The 25,980-nt window shown below is 71.9% G+C and carries 20 protein-coding genes and 1 pseudogene; 12 read left to right on the top strand and 9 right to left on the bottom strand.

The annotated features are described in order from the left end of the window. Positions 1 to 9: 9 nt before the first annotated feature. On the bottom strand, positions 10 to 3,261 hold the full coding sequence (locus EV699_RS08875) for a phosphorylase b kinase regulatory subunit alpha/beta (protein ID WP_243662609.1): 3,252 nt from the start codon (positions 3,259 to 3,261) through the stop codon (positions 10 to 12). 260 nt (positions 3,262 to 3,521) lie between these two features. Between EV699_RS08875 and glgB the strand changes: the two genes are divergently transcribed. The 8 genes from glgB to EV699_RS08835 all read left to right on the top strand — a co-directional run bounded on the left by glgB (position 3,522) and on the right by EV699_RS08835 (position 14,589). Next, the gene (glgB, locus tag EV699_RS08870; protein ID WP_132541740.1) at positions 3,522 to 5,723 is read left to right on the top strand and encodes a 1,4-alpha-glucan branching protein GlgB; all 2,202 of its coding nucleotides are present in this window, start codon (positions 3,522 to 3,524) and stop codon (positions 5,721 to 5,723) included. 3 nt (positions 5,724 to 5,726) lie between these two features. After that, positions 5,727 to 7,832 carry a glycogen debranching protein GlgX gene (gene glgX / locus EV699_RS08865; protein WP_132541737.1) on the top strand — a complete coding sequence of 702 codons (2,106 nt, stop codon included), beginning with the start codon at positions 5,727 to 5,729 and terminating at the stop codon, positions 7,830 to 7,832. After that, positions 7,829 to 9,100, top strand: a complete 1,272-nt coding sequence (gene glgC / locus EV699_RS08860) for a glucose-1-phosphate adenylyltransferase (protein WP_132541734.1) — start codon at positions 7,829 to 7,831, stop codon at positions 9,098 to 9,100. The genes glgX and glgC overlap by 4 nt, the downstream gene beginning before the upstream one ends. Before the next feature lie 49 nt (positions 9,101 to 9,149). Next, entirely contained in the window at positions 9,150 to 10,784 is a 1,635-nt protein-coding gene (locus tag EV699_RS08855) for an alpha-D-glucose phosphate-specific phosphoglucomutase (RefSeq protein WP_132541731.1), read from the top strand. Between the two features lie 10 nt (positions 10,785 to 10,794). Continuing rightward, positions 10,795 to 11,199, top strand: a complete 405-nt coding sequence (locus EV699_RS08850; RefSeq protein ID WP_132541728.1) for a VOC family protein — start codon at positions 10,795 to 10,797, stop codon at positions 11,197 to 11,199. A gap of 46 nt (positions 11,200 to 11,245) precedes the next feature. Then, entirely contained in the window at positions 11,246 to 12,823 is a 1,578-nt protein-coding gene (locus EV699_RS08845) for a glycogen synthase (protein WP_243662608.1), read from the top strand. Positions 12,824 to 12,889: 66 nt separating this feature from the next. Further along, a complete protein-coding gene (locus tag EV699_RS08840) occupies positions 12,890 to 13,666 on the top strand; it encodes a metallophosphoesterase (protein WP_132541725.1) in 777 nt (258 codons plus the stop codon). Between the two features lie 113 nt (positions 13,667 to 13,779). Continuing rightward, on the top strand, positions 13,780 to 14,589 hold the full coding sequence (locus EV699_RS08835; protein WP_132541722.1) for an IclR family transcriptional regulator: 810 nt from the start codon (positions 13,780 to 13,782) through the stop codon (positions 14,587 to 14,589). Between the two features lie 13 nt (positions 14,590 to 14,602). Here EV699_RS08835 and EV699_RS08830 read toward each other — a convergent pair whose 3' ends face one another. The 5 genes from EV699_RS08830 to EV699_RS08810 form a co-directional block, all read right to left on the bottom strand. Continuing rightward, positions 14,603 to 15,031, bottom strand: a complete 429-nt coding sequence (locus EV699_RS08830) for a universal stress protein (protein ID WP_132541719.1) — start codon at positions 15,029 to 15,031, stop codon at positions 14,603 to 14,605. Between the two features lie 68 nt (positions 15,032 to 15,099). Beyond that, entirely contained in the window at positions 15,100 to 16,251 is a 1,152-nt protein-coding gene (locus tag EV699_RS08825) for an ABC transporter substrate-binding protein (protein ID WP_132541717.1), read from the bottom strand. Positions 16,252 to 16,373: 122 nt separating this feature from the next. After that, complete coding sequence (locus EV699_RS08820; RefSeq protein ID WP_132541714.1) at positions 16,374 to 17,384, bottom strand: TRAP transporter substrate-binding protein; 1,011 nt, start codon at positions 17,382 to 17,384, stop codon at positions 16,374 to 16,376. Between the two features lie 193 nt (positions 17,385 to 17,577). Then, positions 17,578 to 18,858, bottom strand: a complete 1,281-nt coding sequence (locus tag EV699_RS08815) for a TRAP transporter large permease subunit (RefSeq protein ID WP_132541711.1) — start codon at positions 18,856 to 18,858, stop codon at positions 17,578 to 17,580. Positions 18,859 to 18,882: 24 nt separating this feature from the next. Further along, positions 18,883 to 19,464, bottom strand: a complete 582-nt coding sequence (locus EV699_RS08810; protein WP_132541708.1) for a TRAP transporter small permease — start codon at positions 19,462 to 19,464, stop codon at positions 18,883 to 18,885. 631 nt (positions 19,465 to 20,095) lie between these two features. Between EV699_RS08810 and EV699_RS08805 the strand changes: the two genes are divergently transcribed. The 4 genes from EV699_RS08805 (at position 20,096) to pcaC (ending at position 23,890) form a co-directional block, all read left to right on the top strand. Beyond that, the gene (locus EV699_RS08805) at positions 20,096 to 21,847 is read left to right on the top strand and encodes an FAD-dependent oxidoreductase (RefSeq protein ID WP_132541705.1); all 1,752 of its coding nucleotides are present in this window, start codon (positions 20,096 to 20,098) and stop codon (positions 21,845 to 21,847) included. A gap of 38 nt (positions 21,848 to 21,885) precedes the next feature. Then, on the top strand, positions 21,886 to 22,503 hold the full coding sequence (locus EV699_RS08800; protein ID WP_132541702.1) for an NIPSNAP family protein: 618 nt from the start codon (positions 21,886 to 21,888) through the stop codon (positions 22,501 to 22,503). Between the two features lie 16 nt (positions 22,504 to 22,519). Further along, entirely contained in the window at positions 22,520 to 23,332 is an 813-nt protein-coding gene (locus EV699_RS08795) for a sugar phosphate isomerase/epimerase family protein (protein ID WP_132541699.1), read from the top strand. Positions 23,333 to 23,497: 165 nt separating this feature from the next. Further along, positions 23,498 to 23,890, top strand: a complete 393-nt coding sequence (gene pcaC, locus EV699_RS08790) for a 4-carboxymuconolactone decarboxylase (RefSeq protein WP_132541696.1) — start codon at positions 23,498 to 23,500, stop codon at positions 23,888 to 23,890. A gap of 84 nt (positions 23,891 to 23,974) precedes the next feature. On the opposite strand, the gene EV699_RS08785 is transcribed toward pcaC, so the two are convergent. The 3 genes and pseudogenes from EV699_RS08785 to EV699_RS20510 all read right to left on the bottom strand — a co-directional run. After that, positions 23,975 to 24,925: an AEC family transporter gene (locus EV699_RS08785; protein WP_132541693.1), complete on the bottom strand. Its 951-nt coding sequence runs from the start codon at positions 24,923 to 24,925 to the stop codon at positions 23,975 to 23,977. A gap of 18 nt (positions 24,926 to 24,943) precedes the next feature. Continuing rightward, positions 24,944 to 25,861 (bottom strand): DMT family transporter, encoded by a 918-nt coding sequence (locus EV699_RS08780; RefSeq protein ID WP_279389405.1) that lies wholly within the window; start codon positions 25,859 to 25,861, stop codon positions 24,944 to 24,946. Between the two features lie 5 nt (positions 25,862 to 25,866). Continuing rightward, positions 25,867 to 25,980: pseudogene (locus EV699_RS20510) on the bottom strand (TerC family protein); the annotation flags it as partial.

Below are 25,980 nucleotides of genomic sequence, written 5' to 3'. Positions count from 1 at the left end.
GCGCGCCGCTCACGCCGGGGCGGACGCCGCCGCCGCTTCGGCCGGCGCAGCCGCCGGCGGCAGCGGGGCTTCGCCGAGCAGGTGGACGAAGGCGGCGATGAAGGCGGTGCGCACCGCCTCGGGCGGGCTCGCGTAGAAGGCCTCCCAGGCCTGCGTGCGCTCGGTGTCGTAGCGCGCGGCGCGCGTCGCGTCGCTGCCGATCCAGGCGAGGCGCACCGCGTGGCCGATCAGCACGTCGAGGACGATCGCGTCGGCCACGTGCAGCCCCGGGTTGGCGACGCAGATCTCGGCCAGCGTCAGCAGCGCCTCGATGCAGAGCTGGCGGTACTCGGGGCTGTGGATGTCGCCGAGCAGGCGCTCGACGGTCAGCGCGAAGTTGGTCTCGGCGGCGGTCATGTCGGCGCGCAGGCTGGCGCTGTCGAGGCGCCGCGCGATGTCGAGGCGCTCGCCGATCACCAGCCCGCCGCAGTGCGCGAGGACCTCCCAGACCTGCTCGTAGAAGCTCGGCGGCAGCCGCGTGAGCACGCCGCTGCGCTGGCGCCGGGCCAGCCAGTCCACCTCCGCGGCGGCCTCGGCACCATCGCCGGGCACCGCCGCCGCGGCGGCATAGCCGCCGGCGCCGGGGGCCGCCAGCGTGCCGGCGGCGTCCTCGCGGCGCAGCGCTTCGAGCCGCTCCAGGCGCCCGACCGAGTCGTCGGGCGTGTGCACCACGGCCTGCAGCCGCGCCATCAGCTTCGACGGGCTCAGCGCCTGCACCTGCTGGTAGGCCTCGGCCTGCGACACCTTGGCCTCCCAGGCGTGCTGGCCGACGATCAGCAGCAGCAGCTGCCAGGCGCGCAGCGTCAGCGTGTGGCGGAACGACTCGGGGTCGGCCTTCAGCAGCATGGCGAGGAACAGCACGATCTCCTGCAGCAGCATGCGCCCGGCCGGGTCGTCGCCGCCGAGCTGGCGCAGCTTCGCCATCAGCTCGTGGTTGGGCAGCGCGCTCGCCACCACCGACTCGGCGCTGAACGCACGCCCCAGCGCGAGCTGCTTGCGGTGGCCGACGATGTTGGCGACGGCGTCCTCGAACTTGGGGTCGTGGCGATCGAGCAGGCCGGCACAGCGGCGCAGCAGCCCCCAGTGCCGCGCCTCGGCGGCGAGCGCGTAGGCGCGGGCGAGCGCGCCGCGCAGCGTGCCGCCGGCGGGCAGCGGGTGCTCCGGGCCGTGGCGGCGCACCAGCGTTTCGAGCACCGCCACGCGCTCGTGGAGGTTGCGGCTGGCAGCGAGCGTGGCGAGCAGCTCGTCGTCGGTGCGCTCACCCAGGCGCTGTATCGTGCCGACGTCGAGCGGATGGCTCGCGGCCTCGTCGTCATCGGCCGCCTCGGCGCGGGCAGCCTCGACATCGAGCGCCGGGCGCTCGAAGTTCAGGCTGCCGAGATCCTTGCGCCCGGCGCTGGCGAGCAGCATCGACAGCGGGCGCACCCGCACCGGCAGGCCCTCGCAATTGCCGGCGCACAGCTCGCGCAGGAAACCGAGCAGCTCGTCGGCCCCCTCGCCGGCGAGCATCGCCGGGGTGATGCGCAGCGTGAACACCGGCTGGCCGGGCTGGTCCCAGTGCCGGCGCACGTGGCGGAACTCGGCCTTGCAGCGCTCCACCAGCAGGCGGTTGTCGAGGCTCAGGTAGAAGTCCTGCGGCGCCATGAACTGCGGCAGGAACACGACGGTCTCGCCCCCCAGCGTGAACACCTGGCAGGTCACCAGGGTGCCGACGCCGCGCCGCGGCCGGCCGGAGAGGCCGAGCTTGGCGTTGCGCCCGACGCGGGCGAGCGCGCGGGTGAGGTCGTCGGCGTGGCGCACGCTGACCGGGGCGATCTCGGCCGCGGTCTGCGCCGGCACCCCGGCGGCGGACAGCGTCGCCTGCACCTCGCGGCTCGCCGCCACCAGCACCACTTGCACCAGGCACTCGCGCCGGTGGCCGATGCGCTCGCGCCGCGCCAGCGGGTCGATGTCGGAGGGGTGCAGCCAGCCCTCGTCGAGCAGCGTGGCGAGCCAGTACAGGCTCTGCGCCCAGTACAGCGGCACGTTGTCGTTGGGCAGCCGCTTCTGCGAGCCGGGGCGGGCCTTCTCGGCCTCCACCGCGGCGTGCGGCACGTAGTAGAGCTCGGGTAGCAGGCGCAGGCCGTCGCGCTCGACGCACAGCCCGGCGAGCCGCCCGGCGTAGTTCTGCGCCTGCTGCTCGCGCCCGCGCACCAGCCCGTCGAGCATCAGGTAGGTGAAGAACAGCGGCCACTCCGACTCGATGCCCTCAAAGCGCGCCAGCTCGCCGCTCTCGTAGTGCAGGCGGCCGGGGTCCTCGAGCACGGTCTGGTGGCCGTCGCGCAGGAAGCGCTTGCAGCCGTAGCGGCCCTGCAGCTTGGTGACGATCTCGGCGAGGGTGCGCTCGACCAGGTCGACGTCCTCGACCGCGTAGGCGGGATAGCCGATCACGCTGAGCAGCGCGGCGTCGACCTCCTTCGAGCGCGACTCGCGCGGCAGCGTCGCCTCGAGCAGGTTGCGCATGCGCGCGATGTCGTCGGCCGACACGTGCAGCACCGACTCCGGGCCGCCCTCGGCGCCGAACAGGTCGAAGCCGCGCAGCGCCTCCAGCGCGGCCTTGGCCATGCCGACCGAGCTGGCGTTGATCTCCGGGTCGCCGGTGTTGGTCTTGTCGCCGCGCTCCCAGATGCCGTAGTCGGGGGTGCGGTGGGCGAGCGCGATGTAGTGCACCAGCCCCTGGACGAAGTCGACCTCGTCGCGGGTGAAGACGATGCGCAGCCCCGAGGCGGTCATCTGCGCGAGCATCAGCAGGAACACCGAGGTGGCGTCGAGCTGCAGGTGCCCCCAGCCGTCGTCGGCGACCACCGGGTCGCCGGTGCGGCTGCCATACTTGGCGTGCAGCGCATCGTGGGGGTGCAGGGTGTGCTTGAAGCGCTCGACCTTGTGCGCCTGGCGCATCATCGCCGTCAGCAGGCCGCGCATGGTCTTCACGACGCTCTGTTCGAACAGGTACGCGCGCGCGTCGCCGCGGCAGTGGCGGCGCAGCGCGAGCCCGCAACCCCAGACGCAGAGGATCGAGTAGACGTTGTCGCGCACCCAGGCGTCGGTGTAGTCACCGTGGCTGGTGACGGCGGTGCTGGCGGGCAGCAGGCCGGTGACGGCGTCCTGGCGCTGCAGCATCAGGTTTTCGACCTGATCGCAGATCTCGCGCAGGCGCATCGAATCGATCGGGCGTGGAGTCAAGGGTGATCCTCCTGCGGATTCGACGGTGGGCGGCGCCATCGGGAACCCTGTGTCGGGTTGCACCCGTTGCCGGCCTCTTCAGTGTCTGCGGATTCATCCACAGCCCCGCGGCGAAAGCAAAGCGCGGTTGACATCGGCGGACGCGCTTGCATTATACGGAACGAACATTTCGAAATGTGATGTAACCTTGCACGCCAGCCGTCCCGCGCGCCCGCGGGAGGCGTGCGCGCGTCGGACCAGAACAGCATGAGGAACCCATGATGAGCATCGTTCCGTCCGCCGAAACCATCCGGGCGATCGTCGATGGGCGCGCGCCGGACCCGTTCGCCGTGCTCGGCATGCACGCCACCGCGGACGGCAGGATCGTCGTGCGCGCCTTCCGCCCCGGCGCGGAAGCCGTCGGCGTGGTGCAGACCTCGACCGGGCGCCTGCTGGGCTGGCTGCCGTGCGTCGACGATGCCGGTTTCTTCGCCGGCGCGCTGCCGCGGCGCAAGCAGCGCTTCGACTACCGCCTGCGCGTGCGCGATGCCGGCGGCGAGCGCGACGTCGACGACGCCTTCCGCTTCCCGTCCACCTTCGGCGAACTCGATCTGCACCTGCTCGGCGAGGGCCGGCACTGGCGCGCCTGGGAGCTGCTCGGGGCGCACGTGGTCGAGTGCGGGGGCGTCAGCGGCGTGCGCTTCGGCGTGTGGGCGCCGAACGCGCAGCGGGTGTCGGTGGTGGGCGACTTCAACCACTGGGACGGCCGCCTGCATCCGATGCGCCGGCATCCCGGCATCGGCTGCTGGGAGATCTTCGTGCCCGGCATCGGCGAGGGCGCCGTCTACAAATACGAGCTGGTCGGCGCCCACGGTGGACTGCTGCCACTGAAGGCCGACCCCTTCGGTTTCGCCGGCGAACTGCGCCCGCAGACCGCCTCGGTGGTACGCCGGACCGACCACCACGCCTGGGACGACGCCGAGTGGATGGCCGGCCGCACCGAACGCCAGCGGCGCGACGCGCCGGTCAGCATCTACGAGGTGCACCTGGGCTCGTGGCGGCGCAGCCCCGAGCACCCGGAGCGCCCGCTCGGCTACCGCGACCTCGCCGACGCGCTGGTGCCCTACCTGCTCGACATGGGCTTCACGCACCTCGAACTGCTGCCGGTCTCCGAGCACCCCTTCGACGGCTCCTGGGGCTACCAGCCGCTCGGCCTGTTCGCGCCGACCTGCCGCCACGGCAGCCCCGAGGACTTCCAGTACCTGGTCGAGCGCTGCCACCGCGCCGGCATCGGCGTGATCCTCGACTGGGTGCCGGCGCATTTCCCGAGCGATGCCCACGGCCTCGCGCAGTTCGACGGCACCAACCTCTACGAGCACGCCGATCCGCGCCAGGGCTTCCACCCCGACTGGAACACGCTGATCTACAACTTCGGCCGCACCGAGGTCGTCAACTTCCTGGTCGGCAACGCGCTGTTCTGGCTGGAGCGCTACCACATCGACGGCCTGCGCGTCGACGCGGTGGCCTCGATGCTCTACCTCGACTACTCGCGCAAGGCCGGCGAATGGGTGCCGAACCGCTACGGCGGCAACCAGAACCTGGAGGCCATCGAGTTCCTCAAGTGCGCCAACACCGAGGTCTACGGCCAGCACCCCGGCTGCATGACCATCGCCGAGGAATCCACCGCCTGGCCGGCGGTGTCGCAGCCGATCGAGGCCGGCGGGCTCGGCTTCGGCTACAAGTGGAACATGGGCTGGATGCACGACACGCTCGCCTACATGGGCCGCGATCCGATCTACCGCAGCCATCACCACCACGAGATGACCTTCGGGCTGCTCTACGCCTTCAGCGAGAACTTCGTGCTGCCGCTGTCGCACGACGAGGTCGTGCACGGCAAGGGCTCGCTGCTGGCGCGCATGCCGGGCGACACCTGGCAGCAGTTCGCCAACCTGCGCGCGTACTTCGGCTTCATGTGGGCGCACCCGGGCAAGAAGCTCCTGTTCATGGGCTGCGAGTTCGCCCAGGGCCGCGAGTGGAACTTCGAGGCCAGCCTCGACTGGCACCTGCTCGACAGCCCCTGGCACGCCGGCGTGCAGCGCCTGGTGCGCGACCTCAACCACCTCTACCGCGAGCTGCCGGCGCTGCACGCGCTCGACTGCGAGCCCGCGGGCTTCGCCTGGGTGAGCGCCGACAACGCCGCGCAGTCGATCTACGCCTGGCTGCGCCTCGGCCCGGACGGCAGCGCGCCGGTGCTGGTGGTCAGCAACTTCACGCCGAACACCCACCACGGCTACCGCATCGGCGTGCCGCACGCCGGCCGCTGGCGCGAGCGCCTGAACACCGACGCGGCCGACTACGGCGGCAGCGGCCAGGGCAACGGCGGCGGCGTCCACAGCGAGCCCGAGCCGATGCACGGTCACCCGCAGTCGCTGGCGATCACGGTGCCACCGCTGGCGACGGTGGTGTTCGTCGCGGACCTCTGACGCATGCCGCCCGTCCCCGTCCCCGAGCCCGGCAGCCCCTGGCCGCTGGGCGCCACCCCCGACGCGCACGGGGTCAACTTCGCGCTGTACTCGGCGGTCGCCGAACGCGTCGAGCTGTGCCTGTTCGATGCGCAGGGCGAACGCGAGACCGCACGCTTCGCGCTCGCCGGGCCGAGCGACGGCGTCTGGCACGGCCAGGTGCCGGGGCTCGCCGCCGGGGCACGCTACGGCTACCGCGTCCACGGACCCTACCAGCCGGCGCACGGGCTGCGCTGCAACCCGCACAAGCTGCTGCTCGACCCCTACGCGCGCGCCTTCGACGGCCCGCTGCTGCTGCGCGACGAGCACTGCGGCTACACCCCCGGTGATCCGGCGGCCGACCTCGGCTTCGACCGCCGCGACAGCGCGCCCTTCACGCCGAAGGCCGTGGTGTGCGCGCCCGAGGCGCCGGCCGCCGACACCCGCCCGCGCACGCCATGGGCCGACACGCTGCTCTACGAGGCGCACGTGCGCGGCTTCACGCTGCGCCACCCGGCGCTGCCGCAGGCCGCGCGCGGGCGCTTCGAGGGCCTGGCGCACGCGGCGGTGATCGACTGGCTGCGCGCGCTCGGCGTGACCGCGGTGGAGCTGCTGCCGGTGCACGCCTACACCCACGAGCGCGCGCTGCTGCGCCGCGGGCTGGTCAACTACTGGGGCTACAACACCTTCGGCTTCTTCGCGCCGCACCTCGACTACGGCACGGCGACCTCGCTGCGGGCGATGGTGCGCGCGCTGCACGAGGCGGGCATCGAGGTGATCCTCGACGTGGTCTACAACCACACCGCCGAGAGCGACGAACTCGGGCCGACCTGCCTGTTCCGCGGCATCGACAACCGCAGCTACTACCGCCTGCAGGGCGAGGGCCGCTACTACGTCAACGACACCGGCTGCGGCAACACGCTGAACTTCTCGCACCCGCGCGTGGTGCAGCTCGCCGCCGACAGCCTGCGCCACTGGGCGGAAAGCTTCGGCGTCGACGGCTTCCGCTTCGACCTCGCCACCGTGCTGGCGCGCGAGGACCACGGCTTCGACGCCGGCGCCGGCCTGCTCGACGTGCTCGCGCAGGACCCGCTGCTCGGCCGCCTCAAGCTGATCGCCGAGCCCTGGGACATCGGCCCGGGCGGCTACCGGCTCGGCCAGTTCCCGCCCGGCTGGCGCGAGTGGAACGACCGCTACCGCGACTGCGTGCGCCGCTACTGGCGCGGCGACCCCGGCCTGCTCGCCGAGCTCGCGCAGCGCCTGCACGGCTCGTCGGAGAGCTTCCAGGCGGCCGGGCGGGCGCCGTCGGCGAGCGTGAACTTCGTCACCAGCCACGACGGCTTCACGCTCGCCGACCTGGTCAGCTACGCCACCCGCCACAACCTCGCCAACGGCGAGGACGGCCGCGACGGCCACAGCGACAACCTCAGCGACAACCACGGCGTCGAGGGCCCGAGCGACGACCCCGCGGTCGACGCCGCGCGCCTGCGCACCCGCCTCAACCTGCTCGCCACGCTGCTGCTGGCGCAGGGCACGCCGATGCTGCTCGCCGGCGACGAGTTCGGCCACAGCCAGGGCGGCAACAACAACGCCTACTGCCAGGACAACGCCACCACCTGGCTCGACTGGACGCGCGCCGAGGCCGAGGCCGCCTTCACCGCCGCGCTGCGCCGCCTGGTCGCGCTGCGCCGCGACTGCGCGGCGCTGCGCGGCGCGCGCTACCTGCACGGGGTGCGGGCGCCGCAGCGGCCGGGCCCCGGCCAGCTGCGCTGGCTCGCGCCGTCGGGCCACGACATGACCCACGCCGACTGGCACCAGCCGGCGGCCCGTGCGCTCGGGCTGTGGCTCGGCGCGGGCGACGACGGCAGCGAACTCGTACTGCTGTTCAACGCCGGTGCCGCGTGCGACTTCCGGCTGCCGGCGGAAGCCGACGGCGGCTGGAGCTGCGCTTTCGACAGCGCCGAACCCGGTGCCGATCCGGCGCCGGCGCACGGCGCGGTGGCGCTGGCGGCACGCTCGGTGCGCGTGCTGCAGCGCGATGTCCACGCATCCGGCCCCACCACGAGAAGCACAAAGGGAGAACACCAATGAGTGCACAGGCACACCACAGATTCGTCAGTCGGCTCACGCGCGAGACCCTCGCGCTGGTGCTCGCCGGTGGGCGCGGCTCGCGTCTGTACGAACTCACGCAGTGGCGGGCCAAGCCGGCCGTCTACTTCGGCGGCAAGTTCCGCATCATCGATTTCCCGCTGTCGAACTGCGTCAACTCCGGCATCAACCGCATCGGCATCCTCACGCAGTACAAGGCGCACTCGCTGATCCGCCACCTGACCGCCGGCTGGGGCCACGTGCTGTCGCCCGAACTCGGCGGCTTCGTCGAGATCCTGCCGGCCTCGCAGCGCACCTCCGACGACTGGTACGCCGGCACCGCCGACGCGATCTACCAGAACCTCGACATCCTGCGCGAACGCGCGCCGCAGTACGTGCTGGTGCTGTCGGGCGACCACATCTACAAGATGGACTACGGCCCGATGATCGCCGCGCACGTCGAGCGCGGTGCCGACATGACCGTGTCCTGCCTGGAGGTGCCGCTCGCCGACGCCCGCGGCTTCGGCGTGATGAGCGTCGACGAGAGCAACCGCGTGGTCGCCTTCAACGAGAAGCCCGCCGACCCGCAGCCGGTGCCGGGGCGCACCGACGTGGCGCTGGCGTCGATGGGCAACTACGTGTTCAACGCCGAGTTCCTGTTCTCGCAGCTGGAGGCCGACGCCGCCAACCCGGAGTCGAGCCACGACTTCGGCAAGGACATCATCCCGTCGATCATCGAGTCGCGGAAGGTGTACGCCTACCCGTTCCGCGACCTCGAAACCGGCAAGCAGGGCTACTGGCGCGACGTCGGCACCGTCGACGCGTTCTGGGAGGCGAACCTCGAACTCGCCTCGGTGACGCCGGAACTGAACATGTACGACCTCGACTGGCCGATCCGCACCTACCAGGTGCAGCTGCCGCCAGCGAAGTTCGTGTTCGATGAGGACGACCGCCGGGGCGTGGCGCTGAATTCGCTGGTGTCGGGCGGCTGCGTGATCTCGGGGGCCACGGTGCGCCACTCGGTGCTGTTCTCGAACGTCAGGGTCCACGAGCACGCGCTGGTCGAGGACTCCGTAGTGCTGCCGAACACCCAGATCGGCGCCGGTGCGCGCATCAGGCGCGCGGTGCTCGACCGCGGCTGCGTGATCCCGCCGGGCATGGTCATCGGCGAGGACCCCGAAGCCGACCGCGCGCGCTTCCGCGTCACCGACGCGGGCGTCATCCTGGTGGTGCCGGAGATGCTCGGCCTGGCACACACCCACGGCGCCTGACCCGGCACCTCCATCTTCCCCGACCGGCATCAGGCAACGTGGAGCCCCCATGACCATCCGCACCGTCCCCACCACTCCCTTCGCCGGGCAGAAACCCGGCACCTCGGGCCTGCGCAAGAAGGTGCGCGAGTTCCAGCAGCCGCACTACCTCGAGAACTTCGTGCAGAGCGTGTTCGACACCCTCGAAGGTGCCGCCGGCACCACGCTGGTGCTCGGCGGCGACGGCCGCTACCACAACCGCGCCGCCGCGCAGACCATCCTGCGCATGGCGGCGGCGAACGGGTTCGGCCGCGTGCTGGTGGGGCGCGGGGCGCTGCTGTCGACGCCCGCGGTGTCGTGCGTGATCCGCCGCAGCGGCGCCTTCGGCGGTCTGGTGATGTCGGCCAGCCACAACCCGGGCGGGCCCGACGCCGACTTCGGCATCAAGTACAACATCGGCAACGGCGGCCCGGCGCCGGAGAAGATCACCGAGGCGATCCACGCACGCACGCAGACGATCGACGCCTACCGCATCCTCGACACCGCCGACATCGACCTCGACCGCCTCGGCAGCCACCGCCTCGGCGAGATGAGCGTCGAGGTCATCGACCCGGTCGCCGACTACGCGGCGCTGATGGAGTCGCTGTTCGACTTCGACCTGATCGCCGCGCGCATCGCCAGCGGCAAGCTCACGCTCGCCTTCGACGCCATGCACGCGGTGACCGGCCCCTACGCCAAGGCGATCCTCGAGGAGCGCCTCGGTGCGCCCGCCGGCAGCGTGATGAACGGCGTGCCGCTCGAGGACTTCGGCGGCGGCCACCCCGACCCCAACCTGGTGCACGCGCACGACCTGGTCGAGAAGCTCTTCGGCGCCGCCGCGCCCGACCTCGGTGCCGCCTCGGACGGCGACGGCGACCGCAACATGATCCTCGGCCGCCACTTCTACGTGACGCCGTCGGACAGCCTCGCGGTGCTCGCCGCCAACGCCACGCTGGTGCCCGGCTATCGCGACGGCATCCGCGGCATCGCCCGCTCGATGCCGACCAGCCAGGCCGCGGACGCGGTCGCCAAGGCGCTCGGCGTGCCCTGCTACGAGACCCCGACCGGCTGGAAGTTCTTCGGCAACCTGCTCGACGCCGGCCGCATCACGCTGTGCGGCGAGGAGTCCTTCGGCACCGGCTCGGACCACGTGCGCGAGAAGGACGGCCTGTGGGCGGTGCTGTTCTGGCTCAACATCCTCGCCGCGCGCGGCGAGTCGGTGGGCGACATCGTGCGCGCGCACTGGGCGCGCTTCGGCCGCCACGTCTACACCCGCCACGACTACGAGGGCATCGACAGCGCCGCCGCCGCCGAGCTGATGGCGCACCTGCGCGCGAGCGTGCCGACGCTGGTCGGGCAGGGCTTCGGCGGCGACACCGTGGTGCTCGGCGACGACTTCGCCTACACCGACCCGGTCGACGGCAGCCGCTCCAGCGCGCAGGGCGTGCGCGTCGGCTTCGCCAGCGGCGCGCGCATCGTCTACCGGCTGTCGGGCACCGGCACCGAGGGGGCGACGCTGCGCGTGTACATCGAGCGCCACGAGCCCGACGTCGCCCGCCACGGCCTCGATCCGCAGGAGGCGCTGGCCGACCTGGTCACGCTCGCCGGCGAGCTGGCCGGCATCCGCGCGCGCACCGGGCGCGAACGCGCCGACGTGATCACCTGAGCGCACGCGCATGGAGCCCCGGCTCAGCTTCGTCACGCTCGGCGTCGGTGACCTGGCGCGCGCGACGGCCTTCTACGAGCAGGTGCTGAAGCTGCCGCGCATCGCGCTGCCCGACGGCGCGGGCGTGGCCTTCTTCGAGCTCGGCAAGACCTGGCTCAGCCTGTTCCCGCGCGCCGAGCTCGCCGCCGATGCCGGCGTGCCGGCGGCCGGCAGCGGCTTCGCCGGCTTCACGCTCGCGCACAACGTGCGCTCCGCGGCCGCGGTCGACGCGCTGCTCGCCGAGGTCGCCGCCGCCGGCGGGCGCATCGTCAAGCCCGGCCAGCCCGCCTTCTGGGGCGGCTACACGGGCTACTTCGCCGACCCCGACGGCTTCCTCTGGGAAGTCGCGTGGAACCCCGACTTCCCGCACGTCTAGACCGCGGCGCCGCGCCGCCCCTCCCCCGCCAAGGACATCCGACGCCATGAACCAGGGCCCGCACATCCTGATGCTCGCCGCCGAGAACGACGCCCTGCCCGGCGGCAAGGTCGGCGGCATCGGCGACGTAGTGCGCGACATCGCACCGGCGCTCGCCGCGCTCGGCTGCACCGTCACCGTGCTCACGCCGGGCTACGGCTTCCTCGCCACGGTGCCGGGGGCGCAGTGCCTGGGCCCGCAGGCAGTGGACTTCGGCGGCAGCCCGCACAGCGTGATGCTGTTCGAGGTGCCGGGGCGGCGGGCGCACCCCGGCGTGCGCCACTGCGTGATCGAGCACCCGCGCTTCGACGCCGGCGGGCGCATCTACTGCGACGACCCGCCGGATGCGCCGTTCGCGAGCGATGCGACGCGCTTCGCGCTGTTCTGCGCCGCCGCCGGGCGCGCGCTGCTCGACGGGCGCTTCGGCCGCGTCGACGTGCTGCACCTGCACGACTGGCACGCGGCCTTCCTCGCCATCCTGCGCCGCTTCCACCCCGCCTACGCCCCGCTGCAGGGGCTGCGCTGCGTGCTCAGCCTGCACAACCTGGCGCTGCAGGGGGTGCGCCCGCTCGGCGGCCACCCCTCCTCGCTCGCCGCGTGGTACCCGGGGCTCGGCTACGAGCACGGGCTGCTCGCCGATCCGCGCTGGCCCGAGTGCGTGAACCCGCTGGCGGCGGCGATCCGCCTCGCCGATGCGGTGCACGCGGTGTCGCCGAGCTACGCCCGCGAGATCCTCGAACCCAGCGAGGTCGACAACCGCGGGCGCTACGGCGGCGAGGGCCTCGAAGGCGACCTGCGCCACGCCGAGGCCCAGGGGCGGCTGTTCGGCATCCTCAACGGCTGCGAGTATCCGGACGCTCCGCCGCCGGCGCCGGGCTGGGCGCAGCTGCTCGGCGCCGCGCACGACTGCGTGCTCGGCTGGGCGGCCGCGGCGCCGGGCGTGCCGAGCGCGCACTTCGTCGCCCAGGCGCGGCTCGCCGAGTGGCGCGCGCGCGCGCAGCGCCCGCCGCTCGTGCTGACCAGCGTCGGGCGCGTCACCGACCAGAAGGTGCGCCTGCTGCGCCAGCCCGGCAGCGACGGCCGCCCGGCGCTGGTGGCGCTGCTCGACGCCCTCGGCGACGCCGGCGTGCTGCTCGCGCTCGGCAGCGGCGACCCGGCGCTCGAGGCCTGGCTGACCGCGACCAGCGCGCGCCACGCCAACTTCGCCTTCCTGCGCGGCTACTCCGACGCGCTGTCGGCGCAGCTCTACGCCGGCGGCGACCTGTTCCTGATGCCGAGCTCGTTCGAACCCTGCGGCATCAGCCAGATGCTGGCGATGCGCGCCGGCCAGCCGTGCCTGGTGCACGCGGTCGGCGGGCTGCGCGACACCGTCGAGGACGGCGTGACCGGCTTCGCCTTCAGCGGCGACAGCCCGGCGCAGCAGGCCGACGCGCTGGTCGCCACGCTGAAGCGCGCGCTCGACTGGCACCGCGACGCCGCGCGCTGGCAGGCACTGCGCGACGCCGCCGCCGCCGCGCGCTTCGGCTGGGAGGCGAGCGCGCGCGCCTACCTCTCCCAGCTCTACCGCGTCACCCCGGCCGCCTGAGCCGGGAACGCGCGCCACCGCAGCCGTGATCGCGCGCGGCCGCACGACGGCGGGAGGCCGGGCGCGATGAAGCTCCTGGTGTGGAGCGACCTGCATCTGGACCACCACCCTCCGGCGCGCGCCGCCGAGCTCGGCGCGTACGCCGCGCACAGCGATGCCGACCTGCTGCTGGTCGCCGGTGACGTCGCCGACGGCCCGCACGCGCTCGATGCGCTGGCGCCGCTGCTGCCCGCCGGGCTGCCGGTGCTCTACGTGCCCGGCAACCACGAGTTCTACGCCCCGGCGCCGGGATGGACGCACGCGCGCATCCGCGCGCACCTGCGTGCGCGTGCCGCCGCCCTCGGCGTGACGCTGCTCGACGACAGCGCGGTACGCATCGGCGGCGTGCGCTTCCTCGGCGCGACGCTGTGGACCGACTTCGCGCTGTTCGGCGCGCCGGCCCCGGCGCAGGCGGCCGCCACCGCCTGCATGCCCGACTACCGCTGCATCCGCGTCGGCCGGCGCAGCCTGCGCGCGGGCGACACCGTGCGCTGGCACCAGCGCAGCCGCGCCTGGCTCACCGGGCGGCTCGCGCGGGCGCAGCCGGGGCCGACCGTGGTGCTGACGCACCACGCGCCGCACCCGGCCTCGCTCGAACCGCGCTACGCCGACGACCCGGTCTCCGCCGCCTTCGCCTCGGATCTCGGTGCCTGCCTCGACGGCGTGCGGGTGACGCTGTGGGTACACGGGCACAGCCACTGCGCCTGCGACTACGCGGTCGGCGGCACCCGCGTCGTCGCCAACCCGCACGGCTATCCGCGCGAACGCCCGGGCTTCGCCGGGGCCTTCACGGTGACCGTTTAGCCGCGGCGGCGGGGAGCGGCGGCGGCAGACAAGCGGGTCCGATTCGGGTATTTCTGCTCCGCTTCGGAGCGGCCCGCCGCCCGCCCCCGTCATCCACTCCCGGGCCACCTACCATGAACGGCATTCTCGGACGCACCCTCGGCATCCTCGAGCACCTCGCCGCCCATCCCCAGGGCCTGCCGCTCGCCAGCCTCGCCGACGACCTCGACATCCCCCGCAGCGCCGCGCACCGCCTGCTCGCCGAACTCGCCCAGCACGGCTACGTGCGCCAGCTGCGTGCGCAGGGCGACTACGTGCTGACCACCAAGCTGGTCTCGCTGGGGCTGAGCTTCCTGTCGCGCTCCGGCGTGGTCGACATCGCCCAGCCCCTGCTCGAACGCCTCGCCGAGGCCTCCGGCGAGCTGGTGCGTCTCGCCGTCATCGACGGCGACACGCTGACCTTCGTCGCCAAGGCGCAGGGCGCGCGCAGCGGCCTGCGCTACGACCCGGACATGGGCACCGAGGCGCCGCTGTCCTGTTCCGCCTCCGGCCACGCCTGGCTGATGACGCTGTCCGACGAGCAGGCCCTCGAACTCGTCGCCCGCCAGGGCTTCGGCAGCCGCGAGCAGTTCGGCGTCAACGCCCCGGTCACCGTGGCGCAGTTGCTCGAACACCTGCACGCGGCGCGCGCGCGCGGCTTCAGCCTGACCCGCGAGACCTTCGCCCCCGGCATGGCGGCGATGTCCGCGCCGGTGCGCCGCCCCGGCCAGCCCGCCATCGGCACCCTCAGCATCGCCGGTCCGCACGTGCGCCTCACCGAGGAGCGCATGCTCGCGCTCGGCCCGACGCTCATCGCCGTCGCCGACGAACTCGCCGCCGCCAGCGGCGCCTCGCCGCTGTTCAGCCGCGCCGCGGCCGGCCCGCGCCAGCCGCCGTCGGCCTGAGCCGCCGCCGCGCTCAGCGGCAGACCAGCACCGGCACCTTGCAGAGGGTCAGCACGTGCTGGGTCTCGCTGCCGACCAGCAGGCTGGCGAGGCCGCGCCGGCCGTGCGAGGCCATCACGATGAGGTCGCAGCCGCGGCTTTCCGCAGCGCGGATGATCTCCTCGTGCGGGGTTTCGCCGTGGACGTAGAAGCACTCGCAGGCCACGCCGGCGGCCTGCGCCGCGGCGCTGATCGGGGCGAGGAAGGTCTGCGCGAGCGCGTTGGTGTGCTCTTCGGTCTCGGGGATCATCGACTTGTTGAGGCCGCCGGCGATGCGGCTCTCGGCCTGCACGTACAGGCCGGTGACGCGCGCGCCGAGGCGCCTGGCCAGCTCGATGCCGGTGCTGATCGCCCGTTCCGAGCGCTCGGAGCCGTCGGTGGGCAGCAGGATGTGGGTGTACATGGGTTCCTCCGTCGTGCGCGATGGCGGATGCGGCGCGGCCGCGACGCGGCCGGCCGGCGTGGGGTGGCTCAGGGCTGCGCGGCGTTCCCGGCCGGCAGCGTCGCGATGAACTCGTGGCGGCCGCCGCTGATCCGCACGATGTAGCTGGTGCGGGCGAGATCGCCCTTGTCGTCGTACTTCACGTCGATCAGCACGCCGGGGTGGTCCTTGGCGCTGAGCGTGAGGTTCTTCATCGCCGCGGCGAAGGCCTTGCGGTCGAAGCTGCCGATCTTCTCGGTGACCGCCTTCAGCACGTACACGGCGGTGTAGCCCTTCATGCCGTTGTGGTCGCTGCGGTAGCCGTATTCGCGCAGGAAGGCGTTGTCGAAGGCGCGGATGGTCGGCGACAGCGCGTGCGGGGTGAGGCCGACGTGGCCGCGGATGCCGTTCGCGGCCTCGCCCGCACGGGTGAGCACGCTCTGCCCGATCAGCGTGGTCTCGCCCACCACCCAGCGCTGGTAGTCCTGGCGCCTGAGCGCGCGCAGGAAGTCGGCGGACTCGTCCTCGGTGAGGTAGACGAAGGTCGCGTCGGCATTGGCGGCCTTCACCTTGGCGGCGGCGTCGGCGAAGTCGCTCTGCCGCGGCTGGGTGACGATGTCGGCCACCAGCCTGATGCCTTCCGCGGCCAGGGCCTTGCTCATCGCCTCGTGGCCGCCGCGGCCGAAGGCGCTGTCGACCCACACCATCGCCGCCGTCTTCGCGCGCAGGCCCTGGCGCATGTAGCGCGCGAGCTTGGGCATCGAGTCGGACTGGCGCAGCGAGGTGCGGAACACGTAGGGGTTGCCCTGCGCGGTGATCTCGTCGGCCTCGCCGCCGATGAAGTTGGGGATCTCGGCGCGCTGCGTTTCCTTCATGCTTTCGAGGATGGAACCGGAGAACACCGGCCCCATCACCGCGTAGGTGTCGCCCGCCGCGGCCTGGCGCGCGAACGCGCTCGCCAGTTCAGGCTTGCTCTGGGTGTCGAAGGTCTGCACCTCCAGCCTGCGCCCGAGGATGCCGCCGGCGGCGTTGATCTCCTTGACCGCGAGGAGCACGCCGTCGTTGAAGCGGGTGCCGGCGACCTTGCCGTCGCCCGAGAGCTCCACGATGTCGACGATCTTGACGGGGGGCTGCTGCGACCACGCCGCCATCGGCGCGAGGGCGACGAGCCCGGCCGCCAACAGGGTGCCGAGTGTTTTCATGTGCTGCTGTCTCCTGAGCGGGGCGCCCGCACCGAAAGCGTCGGTGCGGGCCCCGGGTCTGCGTCGATGGCCGCGGGGGCCGTCCGCGGTGCCGCCGCCCCCGGCGGGGCGGCGGCCCGGCATCACTTGGCCGCGCGCATCTTCTCGAGCGCGGCGTTGATCTCCTTGACCAGGTCCTCGCCGACTTCCTTGCTGTACTTGTCGATCACCGGCTGGGCCTTCTCGCGCATGCGGGCGATCTCGGCCGGCGCCACCTCGTTGACGGTGACGTGCTTCTTCAGCTCCTCCAGCGACTCCGCCGCCTTCTTGCGCGACACCTGGCGCTGGTAGTCACGCGCCTCGTTGGCGGCGTCCTGGATGACCTTCTTCTCCTCGTCGTTCAGCTTGTCCCAGGTCTTCTTGCTGATCATCAGCAACTGCGGGTTGTACATGTGGTTGGTGAGCGACAGGTACTTCTGCACCTCGTAGAACTTCTGCACCACCATGGTGATCGTCGGGTTGGTCGCGCCGTCGACGGTCTTGGTTTCGAGCGCGGTGTAGACCTCGGGGAAGGGCAGCGGCACCGCGTTGGCGCCCATCGTGTTCATGAAGTCGATGTAGATCGGCGTCTGGATCACACGGATCTTCAGCCCCGCGAAGTCCTCGACCTTGTTGATCGGGTGCTTGCTGTTGTGGACCTGGCGGAAGCCCAGCTCCCAGTAGGCGAGCCCGACCACGCCCTTCTCCGGCAGCGGCGCGAGCAGCTTCTGGCCGATCGGCCCGTCGACGATGGCGTCGGCCTCCTTGGCGGTGTTGAACAGGAAGGGCAGGTCGTAGACCGCCATCGGCTTGCTCAGGCCCTGCAGCAGGCTCGCGTTGGTCAGCGTCATCTCGATGGTTCCGCCCTGCAGCGAGGACAGCACCTGCAGGTCGCCGCCGAGCGTGCCGCCCGGGAACAGCTTGACGTTCAGCTTGCCGCCGCTCTTCTCCTTGACCAGGCTGGCGAACTTCTCGACGCCGTCGTACTGCGCGGTGCCCTTGTCGACGACCAGCGCGAGCTTGAAGTTGCGTTCGTTGATCGCCGCGTGGCTGACGCCCACGGCCAGCAGCAGGCCCGCGGCCAGGGTGCCGATGCAGGTCTTGAGGTTCTTCATGGTCGATTCTCCGTCAGTGCCCGGTGGATGTCTGGGCGTTGTGTTTTTGGTCCGGCACGGTGCCTGGCACCACGGCCGCGAGGCCGGATGCCGGTACCGCGGGGTACGGCGGTGCCGGCGACGCCCAGGACGCCGCCCTGCTGCGAGACACCCGCCGCGTGCACCAGGCGCGGCGGGCCGATGAGACGCTTCCTCAGCCGCCGAACCAGCGGGCCGGCACGATCACCAGCGCGGGGAACAGGACCAGCAGGCCGAGCACGATCAGCTCGGCGAGCATGAACGGCCACACCCCCTTCATGACGTCGTCCATGCTGACCTTGGAGACCCCCGCCACCACGTTGAGCACGGTGCCCACCGGCGGCGTGATCAGGCCGATCGCGTTGTTGATGATGAACAGCACGCCGAAGTAGATCGGGTCGATGCCGGCTTCCTTGACCACCGGCATCAGCACCGGCGTGAGGATCAGGATGGTCGGGGTCATGTCCATCGCGGTACCCACGACGACCACCAGCAGCATGATCATCAGCATCAGCAGCGTCTGATTGCCCATGAACGGCGCCAGCAGCTCGACCACCTGGCCGGGCAGGTCGGCGACGGTGATCAGCCACGCCGACACCAGCGAGGCGGCCACCAGGAACATCACCACGGCGGTGGTCTTGGCGGCGGTGACGAACACCGCGTAGATCGCGGACGGCTTCAGTTCGCGGTAGATGAAGGTGGCGACGAACAGCGAGTACACCGCGGCGACCACGCCGGCCTCGGTGGGCGTGAACACGCCGAGCTTGAGGCCGAAGATGATGATGCCCGGCAGCATCAGCGCCCAGATGCCGTCGACGAAGGCCTGGAACACCTCCTTGGGTGACTTGCGCGGCGGGGTTTCCAGGTCCTCCTTGCGCGACACCCACCACCAGGCGGCGCACAGGCCCATGCCGATCAGCACGCCGGGGAAGATGCCGGCCAGGAACAGCTTGGAGATCGACAGCCCGCTCGCCACGCCGAAGACGATGAAGCCGATGCTGGGCGGGATGATCGGGCCGATGATGCCGGCCGAGGCGATCAGGCCGGCGGAGCTCGCGCGGTTGTGGCCGGCCTTGACCATCATCGGCACCAGCAGCGCCGACAGCGCGGCGGCGTCGGCGACCGCCGAGCCCGACAGGCTCGCCAGCACCACGGCGGCGAGAATGGCGACGTAGCCGAGGCCGCCCTTGATGTGGCCGACCATGGTCAGCGCGAGGTGCACGATGCGCTTGGACAGGCCGCCGGTGTTCATGATTTCGCCGGCGAGCATGAAGAAGGGCACGGCCATCAGCGGAAAGCTGTCGGCACCGTTGATCAGGTTCTGCGCGATGATCTGCGCATCGAACATGTCGAGCTGAACCATCAGCGCGACGCCGCAGAGCAGCAGGGCGTACGCGATCGGCATGCCGATCGCCATGGCCCCGAGCAGGGACCCGAGAAAGACGAGAATGGTCATGGGCGGATTCCTGGGCGGTCGTGCTTAACGGCGCGAATCGGTGGCGTGGGCGTGGCGTTCCTGCTCGTCGAGTTCCTTCTGCAGTTCCTCGACCTCGGCCAGCTCCTCGGACTCCTTGACCATCACCAGCTCGGCCTCGCTGAGCTTGCCGGACACCACGCGGTAGAGGTCATAGAACAGGATCAGGCCGGCGGAAACGCTGAAGACGACGCCGACGCCGTAGAAGATGCCCATCGACAGCCCGGACGCGGGGGCCATGACGTCGAGGTTGATCACGGTCTGCTGCCAGCTGCCCTGCAGGAACAGCCAGGTCGCGTAGAGCATCAGCAGCTGGCTGGCGATCAGGCAGGCCTTCTTGCCGGTCGGCGCCAGCCGCGACACCAGCATGTCGACGCCGAGGTGGCCGTACTCGCGCAGGCCGATGATGGCGCCGAGGAAGGTCAGCCAGACGAAGAACCAGCGCGACAGTTCTTCGGAAACGGAAATGCCGGTGTTGAAGGCATAACGCAGCACGACGTTGCCGAACACCAGGATCACCATCATCGCCAGGCAGGCGGCGATGATGAATTTCAGCAGGTTGAAGTACCCGTCGACGATTCTCTTCATGACTCTCCCTCGGGTGGTTTCGGGTCGGTCCGCGCACCTGGGTGCGGGCCGGATGCGGTATCGCTCGGGGTGCCCCTGGCCGTTCGCGCGAGCGGCGCTCCCCTTGAGTTTTCTTTGCGCCCCATGCGGGCGGGCCGTGTACACCCGCCCGCACGGGGCAGGGCGTCAGCGCGGCAACGTGCGGGTGGCGGTGTGCGTCGCGGTGGCGAGCAGGCGGCCGAAGGTCACCTGGGCAGGAAAGCGGTGGCTCATCTTCTCCTCCTGTGTGCGATTAGCGCACTTATGATTGATAATAGAACTTCTAAGGGGGAAATTTACCTGAGCTAATCTGAGCGTCAAGTTCGATTAGCGACTTTATGTTCTTTAATCGCACAAACTGCGCATTCACATGACCAGCACGAGCCGCAATCCGCTGCTGGCCCCCCCACGCGCCTTGTGTGCGCGATGCCTTTGTGTCGGCCCGCGCGCTGGCAGAACCCGCTGCAAGGCTAGTCCGCGCGTCGCCGCGGATCGCGGGTGCGCGGCCGCTCGGCACCGCGCGAGCCCGCACCGGCATCCGGCGCTTGCGTTATTTTGAATGTTGTTCCAATATTGAACAACGTTAACAACACGCCGCGGGACGGGACCGACGATGACGAGTGCTGCGATCGAATGTGATGTGCTGGTGATCGGCTCCGGCGCCGGCGGCATGGCCGCGGCGATCACCGCGCGCCACCACGGACTCGACGTGCTGGTGATCGAGAAGGCGCCGGTGTTCGGCGGGACCACCGCGGTGTCGGGTGGCTGGTCGTGGATCCCGGGCAACCCGGTGGCGCGCCGCGCCGGCGTGCAGGACGACGTCGACGCCGCGCGCGAGTACCTGCGCCACGAACTCGGCGAGCACTTCGACGCCGAACTGGTCGAGGCCTTCCTCAGCAACGGCCCGCGCATGGTGGCGTTCTTCGAGCGCGAGACGTCGATCGCCTTCGTGCCCGGCACCGCCACGCCGGACTTCCACCCGCAGTCGGCGGGCTGCGGCATCGGCCGGCCGCTGTGCGCCGCCCCCTTCGACGGCCGCGCGCTCGGTGCCGACCTCGCGCGGCTGCGCCGGCCGCTGCCGGAGATGACCTTCCTCGGCATGGGCCTGTCGGCCGGCGCCGACCTGCAGCACTTCTTCAAGGTCACGCGCTCGCTGCGTTCGGCGCTGTACGTCGCCGGGCGCCTCGCGCGGCACCTGCTCGACGTGCTGCGCCACGGCCGCAACCGGCACCTGGTCAACGGCAACGCGCTGGCCGCGCGCCTGCTCAAGTCGGCCAACGATCTCGGCGTGCGCACGCTGCTGGCGACGCCGGCGCGGCAACTGCTGATCGAGGACGGCGTGGTGCGCGGCGCCATCGTCGCCGGCGCCGACGGCGAGCGGCGCATCACCGCGCGGCGTGGCGTGGTGCTCGCCTGCGGCGGCTTCCCGCACGACATCGAGCGGCGCCGGCAGCTCTACCCGCAGACCCCGAGCGGGCGCGAGCACTGGACGGCGGCGCCGGTCGACAACACCGGCGACGGCCTGCGCCTCGGCGAGGCGGCCGGCGCGCGCGTCGATACCCGCGTGGGCCAGCCCGCGGCGTGGGCGCCGGTGTCGGAGGTGCGCCGCGGCGACGGCACGCGCGGCGTGTTCCCGCACCTGATCGACCGCGCCAAGCCGGGCATCATCGCGGTGAACGCCGGCGGCCGGCGCTTCGTCAACGAAGGCGAGTCCTACCACGACTTCGGCGCGGCGATGTTCCGCGCCACCGCGCCCGGCGCCGAGGTCGCCGCCTGGCTGATCTGCGACCACCGCACCCTGCGCAAGTACGGCATGGGCTACGCCAAGCCCTTCCCGGTGCCGCTCGCCCCCTACCTGCGTTCGGGCTACCTGCTGCGCGGCGCCACCCTCGAAGGACTGGCCGCGCGCGCCGGCATCGACCCCGCCGGGCTCGCCACCACCGTCGCGGAGTACAACCACCACGCCCGCGAAGGCCGCGACCCCGCCTTCGGCAAGGGCAGCACGGCCTACAACCGCATCATGGCCGACCCCGAACACACGCCCAACCCGTGCCTGGCGCCGCTGGAACGCGGCCCGTTCTACGCGGTGAAGCTGCTGCCGGGGAGCCTCGGCACCTTCGCCGGGCTGAAGACCGACGCCGCCGCGCGCGTGCTCGGCGACGGCGGCACGCCGATCGCGGGGCTCTACGCCGTCGGCAACGACATGGCGAGCGTGATGGCCGGCCACTACCCGAGTGGCGGCATCACCCTCGGCCCGGCGCTGACCTTCGGCTACATCGCCGGACGCCACCTCGCCGGCGTGACCGAACCCGCGCCGATCCCGTCCGTCACCGGGCGGGCAGCCATTCCCGAGGCGGCGCTCTGAGCGCGCCCAGCCCGACCACCCCCTGCAGGAGATTGCCGATGAAGCGCTACGAACTGATCACCCTGACCTTCCCCATCGTCGCCCTGGCGCAGGCCCTGCCGCGCCTCCGCGACCAGCTGACGGCGCCCGAAGCCGGCGGCACCTTGCTCGGCTGCTGGACGTCCGACATCGGCACGCTGAACCAGGTGCTGGTCCTGCGCGGCTACGCCGACGCCGCCGCCCTCGATGCCGAGCGCGAGCGCGTGCTGCTCGCCGCCGACCCGTTCGGCGTCGCCGAGCTGCTGAGCGACATGCGCATCGAGACCTTCGCGCCGTTCCCGTTCATGCCGCCGATCCAGCCGGGCGAGTACGGCCGCTTCTACGAGCTGCGCAGCTACCAGCTCAAGCACGGCGAGCTGGCGCCGACGATCGAGGCCTGGCGCGACGCGGTCGGCCCGCGCAGCGCGTTCTCGCCGCTGCTCGGCGCGATGTACGCGCTCGACGGCACCACGCCGCGCATCTTCCACCTCTGGCCCTACCAGAGCCTCGACGCGCGCCTGCAGCTGCGCAGCGACTCGGTCGCGCAGGGGGCGTGGCCGCCCAAGGGCGGCCCGGCGCGGCTGCTCGCCATGCACTCGACGATCGGCCTGCCGACGGCGTTCTCGCCGCTGAAGTGACCGGGGAGAACCGACGATGAACCGACCGATCGCCCTCGCCGCCCTGACGGTGCTCGAACTCACCCCGCCGGAGATGGTGACCTGCGCCGCCGAGGCCGGATACAGCCACGTCGGCCTGCGCCTGATCCCCGCCACCCCGGAGGAGGTCTACCGCCCCTTCGTCGACGACACGCCGCTGCGCCGCGAAACCCTCGCCCGCCTCGCCGACACCGGCGTCAAGGTGTTCGACACCGAGATCCTGCGGCTGCGCCCGGACACGCGCGTCGCCGACTTCGGCCCGGTGCTGGAAACCTCGGCGCTGTTCGGCGCGCAGTGCCTGCTGGTCGCCGGCAACGACCCCGACGAGGCCCGCCTGATCGAGCGCTTCGCCGCGCTCTGCGACGCCGCCGCGCCCTACGGCCTGACGCCCAGCCTGGAGTTCATGCCGTGGACCGACGCGCGCGACCTGCGCCAGGCGACGCGCATCGTCACGGCGGCCAAGCGTGCCAACGCCGGGCTGCTGATCGACGCGCTGCACTTCAGCCGCTCGCGCAGCCGCATCGAGGACATCGCCGCGATCCCGCCCGGGCAGTTGCGCTACCTGCAGCTCTGCGACGCCCCGGCCGAGCTGCCGGCGGACCTCGACGCGATCCTCACCGAAGCCCGCGGCGAGCGGCGCTTTCCCGGCGAGGGCGGGCTCGACCTGCTCGGCCTGCTGCGCGCCGTGCCGCGCGACCTGCCGCTCAGCGTGGAGATCCCCACCGTCGGCCTGGCACGCAGCGTCGGTGCGCTCGAACGCGCGCGGCGCGCGCTCGCGGCGACCCGCGCACTGCTGGCCCGGCTCGACTGAACCGCATCAAGGGCGGTTATCGGCCAATAAATCGATAATCGCCCTTGATGCTTCCCGCCTCCTGCCGCTAGAGTGCCTTCCGCGCCCCACTCCAGCGGCCGGCCGGCCGCGGGGACGGGCGCCTCACAAGCACACGCCCCCCACCCCCACCGCCAGGAGACCCGCATGGACGAGCAGGAACGTTACGCGCAGGGCATGCAGGTGCGCCGCGCCGTACTGGGCGATGCCCACGTCGACCGCACGCTGGTCAACCGTACCCCGTTCAACGAGGAGTTCCAGGAGCAGATCACGCGCCACGCCTGGGGCGAGATCTGGACCCGCCCGGGACTGCCGCGCCACACGCGCAGCCTGATCACCATCGCGATGCTGATCGCGATGAACCGCGAGGATGAACTGCGCATGCACCTGCGCGCCGCCGCCAACAACGGCGTGACCCGCGACGAGATCAAGGAGCTGCTGATGCACAGCGCCATCTACTGCGGGGTGCCGGCCGCCAACGCCACCTTCCACATGGCCGAAGCGGTGTTCGCGCAGCTCGACGCCGCCGCGGCGGGCTGAACGCGCCCGTCCCGCCGCCGCGCACCGGCGCGCGGCGCCAGGCCCGCCCCGCCGCGCACGTCCGCGGCGGGTGCCGCCGGGCCGTCAGCGGGCGAAGTACCCGCTCGCTTCGATCAGCCACAGGAAGCTGCTGATGGTCACGAACGAGGCCGTCGTGGTCGCCATCAGCGCGGCCGAGCAGAAACCCTCCTGGCCGTATTTCTGCCCGAGGATGGGGTAGATGCTCATCATCGGCGAGCAGGCGAACATCACCGCCGCGCGCTGCAGCGTCGGGTCGAACGCCGGCACCAGCTGCAGCGCCGCGAACACCGCCAGCGGGTGCAGCAGCAGCTTGCCGACCATGATCAGCGCGACGTCGCCGAACATGCCCTTGACCTCCAGCCCGACCAGGTTGCCGCCGATCACGAACAGCGCGACCGCGCCGGATGCCGCGGCGAGCATGTCGATGACGCGCGCGACCGGCGCCGGCGGGTGCAGGTCGAAGCTCGCGAGCAGGAAGCCGGCGACGATGGCGAGGATGATCGGGCTGCGGAACAGCCGCGCGAAGGCCGCCAGCGCCACGCGGTAGGCCTTGTCGCCGCTGCCGGCGCGGCTTTCCATCAGCAGGATCGCCAGCGGCATCAGCACCATGTTCTCGACGATCATCGTCAGCGTCAGCGCCACCAGCCCCGGCGCCCCGAGCACCTGCAGCACGATCGGGTAGCCGATGAAGCCGCTGTTGGGGAAGGCCATGCCGGTGCCGTACAGCGCGCTGACCGGCAGGCTGCGGCGCCTGATGAAGTAGGCGACGGCGACGCCGCCGAGCATCACCGTCACCGAGCCCAGCGCGTAGACCGCGAGGTAGGGCACGTTGAGGATCTCGGCGATCGGGCGCTGCGACAACGCCTTCAGGATCAGCGCCGGCAGCGCGAAGTTGATGACGAACTTGCCGAGCGCGCGCAGCTCCGCCTTGGCGAGCAGGTCGGCACGCACCGCGGCGTAGCCGATGGCCATGATGATGAAGATCGGCGCGGTGACCGCGATGACGTCGAGCATGACAACTCCGGTGGCCGGCTAGCGTGGGCGGGCTTCGCTGCGCGCCTGCGCGCGGTGGCGGCGCGCCAGGTACAGCCCGCTCGCGGCGATGATCCCGATGCCCGCGAACGAGGCCGCGTCCGGCAGCGTGCCGAAGACGGCGAAGCCGAGCAGCACCGCCCACAGGATCTGCCCGTAGCTGAACGGCGCCACCACCGCCGGCGTGGTGCACTCGAAGGCCCTGGTCAGCAGGTAGTGCCCGCACAGCCCGGCGACGCCGGCGCCGACCATCAGCAGCGCGTGCGGCAGCGTCGGCGTGTGCCAGCTCCACGGCAGCGTCACGCTCATCACGAGGGTGCCGACCAGGCCGGTGATGAAGTTGGTGACCACCGGGGTCTCGGTGCTGCTGAGCTTGCGCGTGACGATCTGGTAGAGGCTGTTGCAGATCGCCGCGGAGAACGGCAGCAGCACCGCCGGCGTCATCAGCGCGCCGCCCGGGCGCACGATCACCAGCACGCCGATGAAGCCCGCCAGCATCGCCAGCCACTGCGGCCGGCCGACGCGCTCGCCGAGCAGCGGCACCGACAGGCCGGTGACGATCAGCGGCGTCAGGTAGTTGATCGCCGTCGCCTCGGCGAGCGGGATGTAACCGAGGCCGCTGACGAACAGCAGCGTGGTGGCGAGCAGCAGCAGCGCACGCAGGGTCTGGGCGCCGGGGCGCGCGGTCTGCAGCAGCCGCCCGCGCAGGCGCGGCCCGAACATCACCAGCAGCAGCAGCATGTGCACCGCGTAGCGCGCCCACACCACGGCGGCCACCGGGTAGTGCCGGGTCAGCAGCTTGGCCATCGCGTCGAGCGCGGCGAAGCAGAGCACCGCGAGCGACATCAGCACGATGCCGCGCAGGCGCCGGGCCGCCGAGGCGTGCCCGGGCGGCGGCGGCGCGACGCCGGCGGGGATCGCCTTCACGCGTCCTGCCCGTGCGCGGCGGCCCGTCCCGCGCGCCGCTTCTGGGTGGCCCAGAGGTTGAGCACCTCCACCAGCACCGAGAAGGCCATCGCGAAGTACAGGTAGCCCTT

The sequence above is a fragment of the Plasticicumulans lactativorans genome (genome assembly GCF_004341245.1).
GTDB lineage: Bacteria > Pseudomonadota > Gammaproteobacteria > Competibacterales > Competibacteraceae > Plasticicumulans_A > Plasticicumulans_A lactativorans.
The sequence above is the reverse complement of the archived record's forward strand: the minus strand, read 5'-3'. Positions and strand labels throughout refer to the sequence as shown.